Genomic DNA, 14478 nt, shown 5'->3' on the forward strand with positions numbered 1-14478 from the left:
TCACTCGTCCGCGACGTGCGATTCGATGGTGAGCTGGTAGTGCTCGGAGTGGTTGGTGAGCTGCGTGCGCCCTTCCCAGCGCGGGGTGCCATCGTAGCGCACCGTCACCCATTCCCTGCCGTTCTTCGACAGGGTCCGCTGTCCCGGCCCATCCTCCAACGTCCAGCCCGCGGGCAGGGCGGCGCGCACGGCGTCGGCCGGCCAGTAGACGAGCTGCACGTCCCGCACGACCAGCGCGGAGTTGAACTGGGCGGGCAGGCGGGGGTCCCGCTCCTCGTCCAGGTGGCTGCCATCCCAGCGCAGGGTGAGGATGCGGTGCCCCATGGTCAGCCCGGCCAGTCGCATCTGGTCCGGGTCCACCTCCAGGAGGGCCTCCAGGGAGCGGGGGCCTCCGGGGTCCTGCTCGTGCGCGAAGACCAGCTGCTGCGCCAGGCTCACGGATGCCCCGAGGGCGGCGGGAGCCAGGCGCAGCTCCGGCAACGGCTCGCCAGGGGCGGCGGGCCGGGGCCGGGGCGGGGTGGTGCAGGCCACCAGCCCCGCGACGAGCAGCGCGGCGACTACGCCGCGCACAGTTCCTCGAGGACGGTCAGGCGCCGCTTGCTGTCCGCCACGTAGGGGTTGTTCTTGTCCCAGGCGTAGCCCGCGAGGATGGCGGAGATCATCCGGCGCACGTCCTCCGACGGGTTCGGGTGGAAGATGATGTCCTGGAAGCCGCCCTCGTACCAGGACTCCACGAAGGTGCGGAAGGTGTCCACGCCCGCCTTGAGCGGCTTCGCGTAGTCGTTCTCCCAGTCCACCTTCTCCCCCGCGAACTCCCGGGCGATGCAGGCCGAGGCGAGGCTCGCGGACTTGAAGGCGATGGTGACACCCGAGGAGAACACGGGGTCCAGGAACTCGCCCGCGTTGCCCAGGAGCGCGAAGCCCGGGCCCCACAGCGACTTCACGTTGGCCGCGTAGCCGGTGAGCTTGCGCGCGGGCGTGTCCCAGACGGCGTCCTTCAGGAGGTTCTGCAGCGACGGCGCCTCCTTCACGATGGCCTGGAGCCGCTCCGTGTCCGTGCCGGTGTACTGGTCCAGGAACTCCTTCTTCGCGACCACGCCCAGCGAGCAGCGGCCGTCGGAGAAGGGGATGGTCCAGTACCAGACGTGCACGTGCTCCGGGTGCGTCGTGACGCGGATCTTGTTCCGGTCGAAGGTGCCGAGCGGAACGTTGTCCACCACGTGCGTGAAGATGGCGCCGCGCACGGGGAAGTTGGACGGCGTCTCCAGGTTCAGCATGCGCGGCAGCACGCGGCCGAAGCCGCTCGCGTCCAGGAGGAAGCGCGCCTTCACCTGGTACGTCTCGCCTTCGGGAGAGCGCGCCGTCACCACCGGCTGCCCGCTGGAGAAGTCCACGGTCAGCACCTCGTGGCGGAAGCGCACGGTGGCGCCCTTCTTCTCCGCGGCCTGGGCCAGGATCTGGTCGAAGCGGGCGCGCTGCACCTGATAGGTGGTGGCCCAGCCGGGGGTGAACTTCTCGCGGAAGTCGAAGTCCGTGTACTTGCCGGCGCGCTCGAAGGCGGCGCCGTTCTTGTACTGGAAGCCCGCCTCCACCACGTCCTGGAGGAAGCCGGCCTCCTGGATGTACTCCATGCTCTGCGGCAGCAGGCTCTCGCCAATGGAGAAGCGCGGGAACTGCTCGCGCTCCAGCACGAGCACGTCACGGCCCTGTTTGCGAAGGAGGCCCGCCGCGACGGAGCCCGCGGGGCCCGCGCCAATGATGAGGATGTCCGCTGATTCAGTTTTCAATGTGTGGCTTTCCCGGGTGGAAGTCGGAAACAAGGGGTGAGGATCCAGATGGTGACCTCGCCGAGCAGCATGGCGAGGCCGAAGGAGCGCAGCGCGGGCGTGGCGGAGAGGCCCAACAGCCCGAAGGAGAGGAGCGTGCTCACGCCGGCCAGCGCCACCGCGAGCCACGCGGAGCCGTCACCGGGGTGCTCCAGGAGGAAGATGCCGTAGTCCACGCCCATGCCCAGGAGCAGCACCAGCCCGAGCACGGTGAAGAGCTGCAGCGGCGCGCCCACCCATCCGAAGATGGCGAGCGTCAGGAGCGTGCCCAGCACGGAGGGGATCCACGCGCGCCACGCCTGGCGGCCGAAGCGCGCCACCAGCGTGAGCAGCACCGCGACGTAGCCCGCGATGATGAGCCCGCCCATGATGCGGCGGTAGCGGCTGAGCAGGCCTGAAATCTCCGCGGTCTTGTCCACCCAGCGGACGCCCTCCAGGCCCTGGGCCACCTCTTCCAGACGGGGCAGCACCTTGGGGTCGTTGAGGCCGCGCAGCATGAGGACGCTGTATTGCGCCTGGCCCAGCGTCCCCAGCCACTGCTGCCGGATGGCCGCCGCGGCGGGCCCGGAGAGGAATTGCTTGGGCGTGAGCGGTTCCTGGGAGAACGCGGCGCGCGTGGGGGCTTCACCCGTGGATTCGCTGACGGCGGCGACCGCCAGGGCCTCCGCGCGGGCGCTCAGGGCCGCGTCCTCGCGCTGCTGTGCTTCGGACGGGAGCCAGTCGGACACGGCGCGGTAGCCCGCGAACACCTTCTCCGTGACCAGCGCGTCCAGCTTCGTCTTCAGCACGGCCTCGCGCGCGAGCACCTGTTCGTCGCTGTCGCCCTGCACCAGGAAGAACTGCGCCGGGCTGGGCAGCCCCAACAGGCGCCCCAGTTCGCGCTGATCCGCGATGAGGTTCGCGGGCGCGCCCTGCAGTTGGCGCAGGTCGTCCCGGGGCTCCAGCTTCCAGATGCCCACGGCCACCAGCACCGTGAGGACCGCGCCGGACAGCCACCACGCCGGGGTGGACGCGATGCGCGGCCAGCGGGTGATGGACGCGGAGAAGCGCTCCGCGAAGGAGGTGACGGGCAGGGCGCCGGTGTCCAAGGAGGGGAACCAGCACACCACGGTGAGGAACGCGGCGGTCAGCCCCGCGGCGGAGAACACCGCCATCTGCCGCAGGCCCGGGAAGGGCGCCACGCCCAGCGCCAGGTACGCCACCACGCTGGTGACGAGCGCGAGCACCATGCCGGGCAGGAGCGCGCGCATCACCGGCCCGCGCTCCGACGGGGCCTTGCCCTGGCGCGCGGCGAAGTAGTGGAAGCCGTAGTCCTCCGCCACGCCCACCAGGCTGGAGCCGAAGACGAGCGTGAGCAGGTGCACCCGGTCGAAGACGAGCGCGGTGACGGAGAGCGCCACCGCGCAGCCCAGCGTGAGCGACACGCCCACGAGGAGGATGGGCCGCAGCGAGCGGAAGGTGAGCCAAACGAGGATGAGCACCGCCGCCAGCGACCCGAAGCCGATGGTGGACATCTCCCAGCTCGCCTGCGCTGCGGCGGCCTCCGCGTACAGCGGCACGCCCGCGGCCACCAGCCGTCCGCCGGGCACCGCCGCCTCCACCTGCGAGCGCGCCCGCTCCACCGTGGTGGTGACGCGCGAACCGTCCCCCAGCGCGAAGGCGGACACCTTGCTCTTCCACATGAGGAGCACCCACTCGCGCCCCTCGCCGGACAGCCACATCCGTCCGTCGCGGGGCCGGGCGGACGTCTCCGCCGCGCGGGCCTGCCACCAGTCCTGCCACAGGCCCAGCGGATCCGCGTTCCAGTCCGTCAGCCGCGCGCCCGCGGGCTGGTACAGCTTCATCAACGCCGTGCCGCCCAGCTCCTCCGGCGTCGCGCGCGACAGCCACTGGCGCTGCGCGGGCGTGAGCAACCGGTCGCGATAGGGACGGTAGAAGTCCACCGCCTGCTCCAGCGCGGACGTGTCCACCACCGCCGGCTCCAGCAGGTCCGAGGCCTCCATGAGCACGTGCGTGGCCTCGTCCGCGGCCTTCTGCGCGGACGGCCAGTCGTTGGCGCCCACCAACAGCACCACCTGCCGGCCGGCTTCGTCCGCGAGCTTGCGCGTGGCGGCGTCCACCTCTGGTGCCTGCTCGTCCTCCGGCAGGAGCGCGAGCACGTCCGTGTCCAGGCTCGCGGAGCGCCAGAACTGGACCTGGTGCACGCCCACGGCGAGCACCACCAGCGCCCACAGGATGGCCAGCTTATTTGCCAAGGCGTTCCGCTTCCGTGGCGTCGGGAGGAGGCGTCTGCGCGAGCTGCTCGAACGTGATGACGCTGCTGTCGCCGCGCGTCTCGTCCAACTGCACCTGGCGCACGTACCCGTCACCCTCCAGGTGGATGTGCTTGAAGACGCGCGCGAGCCCCGCGTCCGTGGGCGTCAGCTCCAGCTTCCAGCCGGCGGTGCCCACCAGCTCGCCCTCCACCTTGAAGCGCTTCTGGAGCGCCGCGACGTCGCCCGACAAGAGCGCGAAGAGCAGCTCGTTCACCGCCGCCAGCGCGGGCTCCTTGGTGGAGTCCAGGTGGTACGCCGCGCCGCCCGTGGCCTGCTGCGCGCTCAGCGACTTGCGCGTGAGCGTCAGCGTGGAGGCGAACGGCGTGCGCGTGTTCCAGAGCACGCCCTGGTCGCGGGCGAGGAGGAAGTCCCCCTTGGACACCAGCGGCTTCTTGAAGCCCGCCACGGTCTTCTTCTGTTCGAACTGACCGCGCACCAGCGGCGCGTCCACCAGGCGCGCGCGTACGTCCTTCACCAGGTCCGCGGCGTGGGCGCTCAGGGAGAGCAGCGACAGCATCAACACGAGGAAGGGCTTCATCCCGGCCACACTCCCAGCTTCTTCCAGAGGACTTCCGGGCAGACGTATTCCATCTCGCCTGTCTTCAAGGACACCGCGACCTGGATGGTGTGGGCCTGGTTCACCTTGCGGCCGGTGTCCGCGTCGCGCAGCAGGTAGTCGAAGCGCAGCCGGTTCTCCCACTCGGTGATTTCGGCGCGCACGATGATGCGCTGCTTGTAGGAGATGGGAGAGACGTACTTGAGCTTCATCTCCACCACGGGCCAGCCGTACCCGGACTCGCGCATCTGCGGCCAGTCGTAGTCGTGCTTGCGCAGGATGACGGCGCGCGCCAGCTCCAGGTACTTCACGTAGTGCCCGTGCCAGACGATCTCCATCATGTCGAGGTCGTGGAACGCCGGGTCGATCTCCAGCTCGCAGCTCAGGTCAGGCTTCATGCAGGCTCCACTCCCGACGGCGGATGGCGGTGAGCAGGCCCTGCAGCTCGCCGTCCAGCGCCCGGTCCTCCACCAGCAAGGGGATGCGCGCCTCCAGGTCCGCGTGCATCGCCGCCATCGCGGGGCCGGGCTTCGCGTCCGCGTCCAGCCGCTGGCGCAGGGTGACGCCCTGGCGCGCGGCGATGAGCATGGCCGCGGCCACCTGCTCCGTCAGCTCCAGCACGCGCAGGCAGTCGCGCGCGGCGATGGTGCCCATGCTCACCTTGTCCTGGTTGTGGCACTCGGTGGAGCGGGAGAAGACGGACGCGGGCATGGTCTGCTTCAGCGCTTCCGCGGTCCACGCGGAGACGCTGATCTGCGCCGCCTTGAGGCCGTGGTTGATGGCCGCGCGGGCGCCCGTGGAGGCGGAGAGGTTCGCGGGTAGCCCGTGGTTGAAGCGTGGGTCCACCAGGAGCGCCAGCTGCCGGTCCAGCAGGTCCGCTACGTTGGCCACCGCGTTCTTCAGCCCGTCCATGGCGAAGGCGATGTGGCCGCCGTAGAAGTGGCCGCCGTGCAGCACCCGCTCGCCGTCCGGGTCGATGAGCGGGTTGTCGTTGGCGCTGTTCAGCTCGTTCTCGATGAGCGTGCGGAAGTACGGCAGCGCGTCCTCCAGCACGCCGATGACATGCGGCGCGCACCGCAGCGAGTACCGGTCCTGGAGCCGCTGCTCGTTGCGCGGCGGCCGGTCCGTGACCAGGTCCGCGCGCAGCCGGGCCGCGACGCGCTGCTGGCCCGCGTGGGGCTTGGCCGCGAAGAGCGTCTCGTCGTAGTGGTGCGCGTTGCCGGCGCTCGCCAGCACGTTGAACGCCGTGAGCCGCGTGGAGAGCCGAGACAGGTACTCCGCCCGCTCCCACGCCAGGCACGCCAGGGCCGTCATCACGGCGGTGCCGTTCATGATGGCCAGGCCTTCCTTCGGCCGGAGCTTGAGGGGCGCGATGCCCAGCTCCTTCAGCACCTGCGCCGCGGGCTTGCGCTCGCCCCGGTGCCACACGTCGCGCTCGCCGCAGAGCACCGCCGCCACGTAGGACAGGGGCGTCAGGTCGCCGGACGCGCCCACGGAACCCTCCGCCGGAATCAGGGGCAGCACGTCGTGCTTGAGCAGCAGCTCCAGCTGGGTGAGCAGCGGCACTCCCACGCCGGAGAAGCCCTGCGACAGCGACGCCAGCCGCGTGGCCAGCACCGCGCGCGTCTCCTCCGGGGTGAGGAACCGGCCCGCGCCGATGCCGTGGTACGTGTAGAGGTGGTGCGGCAGCTCCGCGATGAGCGCGGGCGGGATGGACACCGTGACGGAGTCGCCGTAGCCAGTGGTGACGCCGTAGATGACGCCGTCCTCCGCCAGCAGCCGGTCCAGGAACGCAGCGCCCTTGGCGATGCGCTGGCGGAAGGCGGGGGCCGTGCCCAGCTCCGCGGGACGCTCGCGGCGAGACAGGGCGCCTACGTCCTCGAGAGTCAGCCGCCCGCCGTCGAAGCGGACCGGGGTGTCAGAAAGTTGGGGGCTTCGCGGAGACATTCACCTGATCCCAGAAGGGAAAGAAGTTGAACCAGTCGTAGGGTGCGCGCTGGAGGAGCGCCGTCACCCGGCCTGCGTAGTGCTGGGCGCAGTCGGTGAGCGCCTGCTCGCGCTTGCCCCGGGGCAGCACGACGCGCTCGAAGAGGCGCTCGAAGTGGATGGTGTAGCTGTCGCCCTCATGGATGCAGCCCAGCAGGTAGAGCGGACACTTGAGCAGCGCCGCCAGCACGTAGGGGCCCACCGGAAATGGCGCCGGGTGGCCGAGGAAGTCGACGCGCACGGTCTGGCTGGCATTCACCGGAATGCGGTCGCCCGCGATGACCACGAACTCGCCGGCCTCCACGCGCTCGTTCAGCGCGACCGCGGTGGCGGGGCCCATGTCCGTGACTTCCATCAGCCGGAAGTCGTTCTCCGGGTTGAGCCGCTTGAGCAGGCGGTTGAACTGCTCCGCGTGCCGCGTGTGCACCAGGATGTTGAGCTTCACCTCGCCCCGGCGCTCCGCCATGGTGCGGCACAATTCCAGGCAGCCCATGTGCGCGGTGACGATGATGCCGCCCCTGCCGGACTTCGCCACCTCGTAGAACTCCTCGCGGCCTTCGGTGCGGACGCTCTCGAAGCGGTAGCGCCCGCTCACCGCCAGCAGCTTGTCCAGCATGGTCTCCGCGAACATCAGCACGTGCCGCACGCTGTCGCGCCAGTGGGGCGTGTGCCCCAGCGCCCCCGTGGCGGTCTGCATCCGCTCCAGGTACTGGCGCGACGCCTGACGCAGCGCCGGACGCCTGAGCCAGTTCACCAGCACCACCGGGTAGAGGCAGACGCGGAAGGGCCAACGGCCCAGCAAGCGGTGGATCCAGTAGAGGATCCAGATGCCGGCCACGAAGGTGGTCTCCCCCATCTCCGCCCAGTGGCGGGACTTCATTTCGCCACCTTGCGCCAGAGCAGCACCGGCAGCCGTCCCAACATCCCGAAGAAGAGCCGGGCGTGCATGCCGGAGATGCGCACGTTGTCCCAGAGCACGTCGAAGTGGGAGATGCCGTCGGTGGGGTAGCGCACCTGGGTGGGCTGGTTGAGGATGCGCATGCCGCGCCAGAACAGGCGCACCAGCACCTCCACGTCGAAGTCCATCCGCTTGCCGATTCTCACCGAGTCGATGAGCGCCACGGTGGGCTGCAGCGGATACACGCGGAAGCCGCACATGGAATCGCGGATGGCGAATGACAGCGTGTTGATCCACACCCAGATGTGCGTGGCGTAGCGGCCGTAGAGCCGGCCCTTGGGCACGGACTCGTCATAGACGGGCGTGCCGCACACCAGCATGTCCGGCTGCGCCTTCGCCAGCGCCAGGAAGCGCGGGATGTCGCCGGCGTTGTGCTGGCCGTCCGCGTCGATTTGGAGCGCGTGGCTGTAGCCCCGGGAGAGGGCCGCGCGCAGGCCCGCCATCATCGCGCCGCCCTTGCCCTCGTTCTGGGGCAGGCGGACCACCTCCACGTGCTCGCTGTCCTCGCGCGCCAGGCCGTCCAGCACCGCCGCGCAGCCGGGCTCGCTGCCGTCGTCCACCAGCACGCAGGGCAGCCCGTGGCTGCGCACTGCCTTCACCACCGCGCCCACGGCCTCGCCGTGGTTGTAGACCGGAATCACCGCGCAGACCTTCATCCTGCCCCTCCCCCCAACACGATGCGGCCACTGGCGTGCGAGCCCGCGGCCGACGTCAACTTGAACCCCAGCCGCCCGGACTCCTTCGCCCAGGTGAGCTCCAGCGACAGCAGCGTGCCGGGCGGAATGACCTGCTGGAACTTCAGCGTCTCGATGCGGAGGAAGTCCGGCGGCAGCGCGAAGTGCTCGCGGCCCAGGAGCAGTGACCACTCCACCTGCACGACGCCGGGCAGGATGGGCGAGCCCGGGAAGTGCCCCTCGAAGTAGGGCGAGTTCGCGGGGACCTCCACCGCCAGCAGCACGCGCTCGTCGGAGCGCTCCAGCACGCGGAACGGGGGACGCTTCGGGTCGAAGAGCGCGGCGAGCGCCGCCTCGGTGGATTTGCCCTGGGAGTTGACCGGCATGGCCTCCAGATATCGGAACCGGCGCGGCAAGGCACTGGACTCGAAATGCGGGGCCAGCTTCTCGCGCAGCGCCTGGCTCAGGGACCGCCTGCCCCCCGACTCCTGGAGCCGCCAGCCTTCCGCGTCCGGCACCCCCACCACCGCCAGGATGACCCGGTGGCCCTCCGTGAGGGGCAGCACCCGGGCCTCGCGCAACAGGCCCCCGGCCACCAGCGTCCGCTCCATGGCGGAGAGCGACACGCGCTTCTCCTCCAGCTTGAGCAGCCGGTCGCGGCGCCCCAAGAGTTCGAAGCCGCCGGGCACGGGCCGCGCGCGGTCCTCCGTGGTGAACCACCCGCCCGGGGGCAGGTCCAGGTGCGGAGAGCGGACAGAGAGCGCGTCCTCGTCCGCGCGGACCTCCACGCCCGGCATCGTGCGCCATGAAGCGCTGTCGTCCGTGTCGCGCCGGCGCCACGCCACGCCGCCCGTCTCCGAGCTGCCGTAGACCTCCACTGGCGCCCGGCCCAGGAGGTCGCGGCAGGCCTGGAGCGCTTCAGGAGTGAGCGGCCCGCCGGAGGAGAACAGCCCGCGCAGGTTCCCGCGCACGGCCGCCCAGTCCAGCGTGGCCGGCAGCCGCTTCAGGTGCGCGGGGCTCGCCACCAGCAAGGAGGGGCCGGCCTGGAGCGCGGCCAGGATGTCCTCCGGATAGGGCAGGGCGTGCGCGTCGAACGGGCGGCCGGACGTCAGCGGCCACAGCACCCGGAACAGCAGGCCGTAGATGTGCTGGTGCGACACGGTGGCCAGCACCGGCACGTCCCCCACGGCCTCGTCGAACAGCCGTCCCAGCGTGGCCACCTCGCTGGACAGCTGCGACAGGCGCTTGGGGATGGCGGTGGGCTCTCCGCTGGAGCCCGACGTGTAGACGACCAGCGCGGCGAGCTGGGGCGACAGCGGCTGGAACGCGGCGGCGGTCCCGTCCTCGTTCACCGCGGGCGCGAGCGGCCCCTGGCCCTGGGGGGCCCGGCCCGCGAAGCCGTCCACGTGGGCCTTCAGCGCGTCCAGCGTGGCGGGGCGCGCGTCCGCGGGCAGGTAGATGCACACGCCCGCGTGCCAGGCGCCCAGCAGCGCGGCGGCGAACTCGAAGGTGTCCTCGGTGAAGAGGGCGTAGCGCTGGCCGCCGTGCGCCGCGAAGGCGGAGCGCCAGCCGGCGACCCGGGCGCGGAACGCACCGAAGTCCCGCACGCCGTCCTCGCTCCGGGCCACGGGGTGCCCGGCGGGACGGCCGTGGACGAGGAGGGTTTCGAGCGCGAGCGGCTCAACCATGGGCGTGCCGTGCGCGCACCCGCTGCCGCACCACCCATTCGCCCGCGAACAGCAGGCCCATGAGGCCGTAGGCGATGAGGCCGTTGTAGAGCGCCCAGGTCGCGTCGCTCGCGAAGAGCGCCGTGGTGAGCGCGAGCGCGCCGTTGAAGACGAAGAAGCCGCACCACACCTGCGTCACCCGGCGCGTGTAGGCCACGCCCGACGGCGGCAGGTCCTTCTCCCGAAGCCGCGCCAGCCGCTCAATCACGCTGGGCGGATAGGCCAGGCTGGTGGCGAAGACGGTGAGGAGCACCCCGTTCACCAGCACCGGGTAGAGCTTCAGGGGCAGGGCGTTGTTGCCCAGCATGCTGGAGCCCGCGAGCACCAGCGCGCCCACCGCGGCCGCGAGCCACATCTTCTCCCGCGTGGCCACCGCGCGCACCACCGCCATGGCCGCCAGGGGCAGCGCCATCCAGCGGGGCTCGAAGTGGCCCAGGCCCAGATAGACGAGCGGCGGGTAGGCGAGGCTCAAGAGCCCCAACAGCACCGGACGCAGACGCTTCACGCCGCGGCGGAGTCGCTGCCGAGCAGACCGTACAGCGCGTCCACCACGTCCTGGATGGTGCGCACGGAGCGGAAGACCTCCGGCGGAACGCGCTGGCCCGTCACCGGCTTCAGGCGCACCAGCAGGTCGATGGCGTCAATGCTGTCGATGTCGAGGTCGTCGTGCAGCCGCGCCTCCGGGACGATGCGGGACGGCTCGATGTCGAAGGTTTCCTGGAGGATGGCGCTCAGGCGCTCGAACAGCTCGTGCTTGGTCATGGGGTGACTCCTCGCTTTGTTTTTGAAGGGGGCTGCTTAGGAACGGGTGCGGTGGGTGCTGACGAAGTCCGCGAGCGCCCGAACACTGGCGAAGTGACGGCGATTCTCCTTGGAGTCGCTCGCCAGCACGACGCCATAGGACTTCTGCAACGCGAGGCCGAGCTCGAGGGCGTCGATGGAGTCCAGCCCCAGCCCTTCGACGAACAGCGGCGCCGCCGGATCGATGTCGTCCGGCTTGAGGTCCTCGAGGTTCAACGTGTCGATGACCAGCCGCTTTATTTCCTGCTCAAGCTCCAACATGTTCCTGGCTCCCCCTGGAGAAATGGTCGTGCAAACGGGTGGTGAGCTGGCGCGCGGCCTTCGCCGCCTCGCCCGCGTCCGCGTCCTGGGCCGGCACGTGGATGTCGTCCTCCACGCGGATGACGTAGTGCATGGGCCGCTCCGGCACCTTCCACCAGGGCATGCCCTTGGTGAGGCCCCGCGGCGCGCAGTGGATGATGACCGGCGTGATGTCGCAGGGGCCGCGCACCGCGATGTTGGCGGCGCCGCGCTGCAACTGCATGGTCCCGTCCAGCGGCGTGCGCGAGCCCTCCGGGAAGATGATGAGGTTGTTGCCGGCCTTCACGGACGCGATGCAGTCCTGGATGAGCCCGGGCCCGGAGTCGTTGCACAGGTAGCGCGTCGCCCGGATGGGGCCGCGCATGAACGGGTTGTTCGCCAGGCTCGCCTTCACCACGCAGTCCGCATTGGGGACCAGCGAGATGAGGAACACCACGTCGATGAGCGACGGGTGGTTGGCCAGGATGAGCAGCCCGGAGCGCGACAGCTTCTCCACGCCTTGCAGCTCGTAGCGCAGCACGCCCAGCGCGCGCATGTAGCCGACGAAGAAGCGGAACGTGTAGTGCACCGCGAGCCGCGCCAGCCGCTGCTGCCGCTTCGGTTCGCGCACGAAGAGCATGAGCAGCGGGAAGTAGATGAGCCGCAGCGCCAGCCCCCCCAGCCCGAAGGTGGCGAAGGACAACCCGGTGGCGAAGATGCGCCACGGCCGGTCGAGCTTCTCAAGCATGGCGCGCCCACCGCCAGCACCGGCCGCCCGTCGCGTGCTCCCACCGCGAGGCGCCGGAGACGAGGAAGCGCAGGGCGCGCAGGTCCGCCGGGAGCTCCGCCGCATCCAACGGCGCGACGGGCGAGTCCGGGGCGCTGTCCGCGCAGTCCAGGCGGATGGCGTCCGCGCCCGTGCTGGCGGAGAGGAGGCAGGCCCATGCGTGGGGAAACGCCACGTCCCGGGAGAAGTGTTCCCACGGCGTGGGCACGGGCTCGTCGTAGACGACGACCATCACCCGGGGGACGCCGTCGGACAGCAGGCCGCAGGCCTCCGTGAAGGCGGCCTCCACCGTCTCCTCGCCCGCGGCGATGGCGGCGTAGGCGGACGTGTCCCCGCGCGCGATGGAGTAGAGCGCGCCGATGGCGTTGTGCACCGACAGGCTGAAGGAGGTGGGCGACAGCGGCTCCGAGCGCGCCAGCTGCGTGAGCAGCTCCACCGAGCGGCCCAGGTCTCCATAACGCGATGCGAAGATGACGGGCGCGTCCGGCGTGTCCACGTGCGCGTCATAGGCCGCCTGCAACGCGATGCGGCCCAGCCGGTCCACCCGGCGGCGCATCATCGCGGGCATCGCCGCGAGTGCGGGCGTGCCTTCCGCGGGGAGCGGATGCGGGGTCGCGAGCCACGTTTCCCAGGAAGCAGGGTTGACGAGTCCGGGGGCCCAGGCGGCCCAGCGCTGTACGGAGAATCCCATCATCGTGACGGAGAGGCCCCAATCGCCCCCAAAGACAACCTTTACCAAACCATTCACAGGGTGACAATTGGGCCCCTGGCCCGAGCGGGCCGGGCGCCGGGAGCCTGCCCTGCCGCCTGCCCTGCGGTCGTTGCAACCCCACGTTCTTGTTGATGACAGACGCAATGGGGCCTCGACCTTCACGTTCTTCCGGGTTTGTCCAGGGAGACGGCGCGCCCGTGTGTCGCGCGGTGCGTGAAAGGCCCCGCGAGTCATTCGAAATGGGCGGTGGAAACGGGTTGTGAAGGTGGCTTGCGTGACGTGGCGGTGGGCGCGCGTATTCACGCGGCGCGTGCTTCCCCTGCGTGGTTCAGGACTCGGAGGGGAAGAGGGCGCGCAGCTCGCGGAGGGTGCGGGGGCTGGCGCCGCGGGGGCCGGTGACCCAGATGCGCTCGGGCTCCAGCGCGAGCTCGCGCCAGGACACGGCGCCGCCGTCCGGCAGCAGCACCTCGCCGTCCAGGCGCACCACCGAGTGGCGCCGGGACACCGCTTCCAGCCCGAACAGCAGCCGCTCCACGTCCGACCAGCGCGCGGGGGAGAACAGCAGGTCCACGTCCGACAGCGGCCGCAAGAAGGGCACGCCCGAGCGGTGCTGCCAGGCCAGCGAACCGAACACGCCCACTGTCAAATCCAGCGCGCTGCCCAGGGCGATGACGTCGTCCAGGGCAGGGCCCCAGGCCGCGGGGGCCGTGGCGCGCACCTCCTGCACCGTGGGCGGCGGCAGGTGGCGCTCCACGGCGGACAGGGCCACGTGCAGCGACAGGTGGCGGCGGTCGGGCAGGGTGAGCCCCAGGCGCAGGTCGTCCTCCCGGTCCGGCAGGTCCTGGCGGGAGACGGCGAAGGGCCGGCCTTGAGCCCGCCACGCCGTGACGTGCACGAGGACGTCCGGGATCATGGGAGAGCGCAGGGCTTCCGCCCAGTTGGCGCCCAGGTACACCCAGTCATGCCGCACCGGACGTTCACCGCCCATCAGCGGGCATCTCCTGCCGTCAGGAGGGAGCCGGGCCCGCTTCCGCGACGCGGGACGGGGCTGCCCCCGGGACATACGGAAGCGGAAGCGGTGGAGCTCACTCCTCGATTCATTACCCGGATTCACGCCGCCGGTGGGAGCGATCCTGCACCGGCCCGTGCCGGTTGCTCGCGGACGCGTGAATCTCCCCGGAAAACCGGGTGGGAGCCGAGCGTACGCATCAGGGGTTCCCCTGAGGCGTGGGGAGCGCTAGCGGGGCTTCTGGAGGATGGGGCTCACGGCGCTCACGTGCTGGCGGCGCATGTCGATGAGGATGTCGTAGTTGCGCGGCTCCGGGGCGACCGGACCGGCGGCGAAGCGGTAGAGGCCGCTCACGTCGCGCTCGCGGGGGAAGCGCTCCTTCACCAGGGCCTTGAGCATCTCCTTGGCCACCCACTCCGCGTCCACGGAGACGGAGCCGAACTCGTCCAGGTAGTGGAAGGGCGCGGTGGAGTCCGACTGCTTCGCCGTGAGGACGAAGACGCGCGGCTTCTTGTCCGGGACGACGAGGCTCGCGCCCTGCTCCATCACCGCCAGCTCCCGGCCCTGGGGCAGGGCGAACAGCTCCAGGGACTGCTCGTGCGCGAGCAGGGCGCTGAAGGCCACGAACGCGGTGAGCAGGCCCGTGGCCACGCGCGGGCCATGCCTGGGCCAGATGGTGCCCAGGTTCCCCAGCGACGCGGCGAAGAACACGGCCCACACACCCGTGAGCGCGTTGAGCGTGCGGTAGGTGGGCCACCGCTCCCCGGCGAGGAAGCTCACCGAGTACGCCGCGCCCGACAGCGTCACCAGCGCCAGCAGCCAGCGCCCCACGCCCCCGAGCCCCGAGC

Annotated in this window: 15 protein-coding genes and 1 pseudogene; all 16 read right to left on the minus strand. The window is 70.9% G+C overall.

Annotated elements, in window-relative coordinates; genetic code table 11:
- Positions 1-570, minus strand: a complete 570-nt coding sequence (locus tag D7Y21_RS27005; protein WP_120563614.1) for a DUF3261 domain-containing protein — start codon at positions 568-570, stop codon at positions 1-3.
- Positions 558-1787, minus strand: coding sequence for an NAD(P)/FAD-dependent oxidoreductase (locus tag D7Y21_RS27010; RefSeq protein WP_120563613.1), 1230 nt, complete (start codon positions 1785-1787; stop codon positions 558-560). The genes D7Y21_RS27005 and D7Y21_RS27010 overlap by 13 nt, the downstream gene beginning before the upstream one ends.
- Positions 1784-4081 (minus strand): MMPL family transporter, encoded by a 2298-nt coding sequence (locus D7Y21_RS27015; RefSeq protein WP_121716587.1) that lies wholly within the window; start codon positions 4079-4081, stop codon positions 1784-1786. The genes D7Y21_RS27010 and D7Y21_RS27015 overlap by 4 nt, the downstream gene beginning before the upstream one ends.
- The gene (locus tag D7Y21_RS27020) at positions 4071-4679 is read right to left on the minus strand and encodes an outer membrane lipoprotein carrier protein LolA (protein ID WP_121716589.1); all 609 of its coding nucleotides are present in this window, start codon (positions 4677-4679) and stop codon (positions 4071-4073) included. The genes D7Y21_RS27015 and D7Y21_RS27020 overlap by 11 nt, the downstream gene beginning before the upstream one ends.
- The gene (locus D7Y21_RS27025) at positions 4676-5095 is read right to left on the minus strand and encodes a thioesterase family protein (RefSeq protein WP_120563610.1); all 420 of its coding nucleotides are present in this window, start codon (positions 5093-5095) and stop codon (positions 4676-4678) included. Before D7Y21_RS27025 ends, D7Y21_RS27020 begins: the two co-directional genes overlap by 4 nt.
- Entirely contained in the window at positions 5085-6644 is a 1560-nt protein-coding gene (hutH, locus tag D7Y21_RS27030) for a histidine ammonia-lyase (protein WP_121716591.1), read from the minus strand. Before hutH ends, D7Y21_RS27025 begins: the two co-directional genes overlap by 11 nt.
- Positions 6616-7563, minus strand: a complete 948-nt coding sequence (locus tag D7Y21_RS27035; protein ID WP_121716593.1) for an acyltransferase — start codon at positions 7561-7563, stop codon at positions 6616-6618. The genes hutH and D7Y21_RS27035 overlap by 29 nt, the downstream gene beginning before the upstream one ends.
- Positions 7560-8297, minus strand: a complete 738-nt coding sequence (locus D7Y21_RS27040) for a glycosyltransferase family 2 protein (protein ID WP_121716595.1) — start codon at positions 8295-8297, stop codon at positions 7560-7562. The genes D7Y21_RS27035 and D7Y21_RS27040 overlap by 4 nt, the downstream gene beginning before the upstream one ends.
- Positions 8294-10003 (minus strand): AMP-binding protein, encoded by a 1710-nt coding sequence (locus D7Y21_RS27045; RefSeq protein WP_121716597.1) that lies wholly within the window; start codon positions 10001-10003, stop codon positions 8294-8296. Before D7Y21_RS27045 ends, D7Y21_RS27040 begins: the two co-directional genes overlap by 4 nt.
- Entirely contained in the window at positions 9996-10547 is a 552-nt protein-coding gene (locus tag D7Y21_RS27050) for a hypothetical protein (protein WP_121716599.1), read from the minus strand. The genes D7Y21_RS27045 and D7Y21_RS27050 overlap by 8 nt, the downstream gene beginning before the upstream one ends.
- Positions 10544-10804, minus strand: a complete 261-nt coding sequence (locus tag D7Y21_RS27055) for an acyl carrier protein (protein WP_120563604.1) — start codon at positions 10802-10804, stop codon at positions 10544-10546. The genes D7Y21_RS27050 and D7Y21_RS27055 overlap by 4 nt, the downstream gene beginning before the upstream one ends.
- Before the next feature lie 36 nt (positions 10805-10840).
- Positions 10841-11104 (minus strand): phosphopantetheine-binding protein, encoded by a 264-nt coding sequence (locus D7Y21_RS27060; protein ID WP_014398640.1) that lies wholly within the window; start codon positions 11102-11104, stop codon positions 10841-10843.
- Entirely contained in the window at positions 11091-11870 is a 780-nt protein-coding gene (locus D7Y21_RS27065) for a 1-acyl-sn-glycerol-3-phosphate acyltransferase (RefSeq protein ID WP_121716601.1), read from the minus strand. Before D7Y21_RS27065 ends, D7Y21_RS27060 begins: the two co-directional genes overlap by 14 nt.
- The gene (locus D7Y21_RS27070; RefSeq protein WP_233612294.1) at positions 11863-12603 is read right to left on the minus strand and encodes a beta-ketoacyl synthase chain length factor; all 741 of its coding nucleotides are present in this window, start codon (positions 12601-12603) and stop codon (positions 11863-11865) included. The genes D7Y21_RS27065 and D7Y21_RS27070 overlap by 8 nt, the downstream gene beginning before the upstream one ends.
- A 346-nt stretch (positions 12604-12949) precedes the next feature.
- On the minus strand, positions 12950-13609 hold the full coding sequence (mdcG, locus tag D7Y21_RS27075; RefSeq protein ID WP_158619270.1) for a malonate decarboxylase holo-[acyl-carrier-protein] synthase: 660 nt from the start codon (positions 13607-13609) through the stop codon (positions 12950-12952).
- 249 nt (positions 13610-13858) lie between these two features.
- Positions 13859-14478, minus strand: a pseudogene (locus D7Y21_RS27080) (hypothetical protein); the annotation flags it as partial.

The sequence above is a fragment of the Corallococcus sp. AB045 genome (assembly GCF_003668895.1).
In the GTDB taxonomy this organism is placed as follows: domain Bacteria; phylum Myxococcota; class Myxococcia; order Myxococcales; family Myxococcaceae; genus Corallococcus; species Corallococcus coralloides.

Bases quoted from the DNA above. Each gene is read 5' to 3' on its own strand.
- D7Y21_RS27020 (WP_121716589.1), bottom strand. From the start codon at position 4,679: ATGAAGCCCTTCCTCGTGTTGATGCTGTCGCTGCTCTCCCTGAGCGCC.
- D7Y21_RS27025 (WP_120563610.1), bottom strand. From the start codon at position 5,095: ATGAAGCCTGACCTGAGCTGCGAGCTGGAGATCGACCCGGCGTTCCAC.
- hutH (WP_121716591.1), bottom strand. From the start codon at position 6,644: ATGTCTCCGCGAAGCCCCCAACTTTCTGACACCCCGGTCCGCTTCGAC.
- D7Y21_RS27035 (WP_121716593.1), bottom strand. From the start codon at position 7,563: ATGAAGTCCCGCCACTGGGCGGAGATGGGGGAGACCACCTTCGTGGCC.
- D7Y21_RS27040 (WP_121716595.1), bottom strand. From the start codon at position 8,297: ATGAAGGTCTGCGCGGTGATTCCGGTCTACAACCACGGCGAGGCCGTG.
- D7Y21_RS27045 (WP_121716597.1), bottom strand. From the start codon at position 10,003: ATGGTTGAGCCGCTCGCGCTCGAAACCCTCCTCGTCCACGGCCGTCCC.
- D7Y21_RS27055 (WP_120563604.1), bottom strand. From the start codon at position 10,804: ATGACCAAGCACGAGCTGTTCGAGCGCCTGAGCGCCATCCTCCAGGAA.
- D7Y21_RS27060 (WP_014398640.1), bottom strand. From the start codon at position 11,104: ATGTTGGAGCTTGAGCAGGAAATAAAGCGGCTGGTCATCGACACGTTG.
- D7Y21_RS27065 (WP_121716601.1), bottom strand. From the start codon at position 11,870: ATGCTTGAGAAGCTCGACCGGCCGTGGCGCATCTTCGCCACCGGGTTG.
- D7Y21_RS27070 (WP_233612294.1), bottom strand. From the start codon at position 12,603: ATGATGGGATTCTCCGTACAGCGCTGGGCCGCCTGGGCCCCCGGACTC.
- mdcG (WP_158619270.1), bottom strand. From the start codon at position 13,609: ATGGGCGGTGAACGTCCGGTGCGGCATGACTGGGTGTACCTGGGCGCC.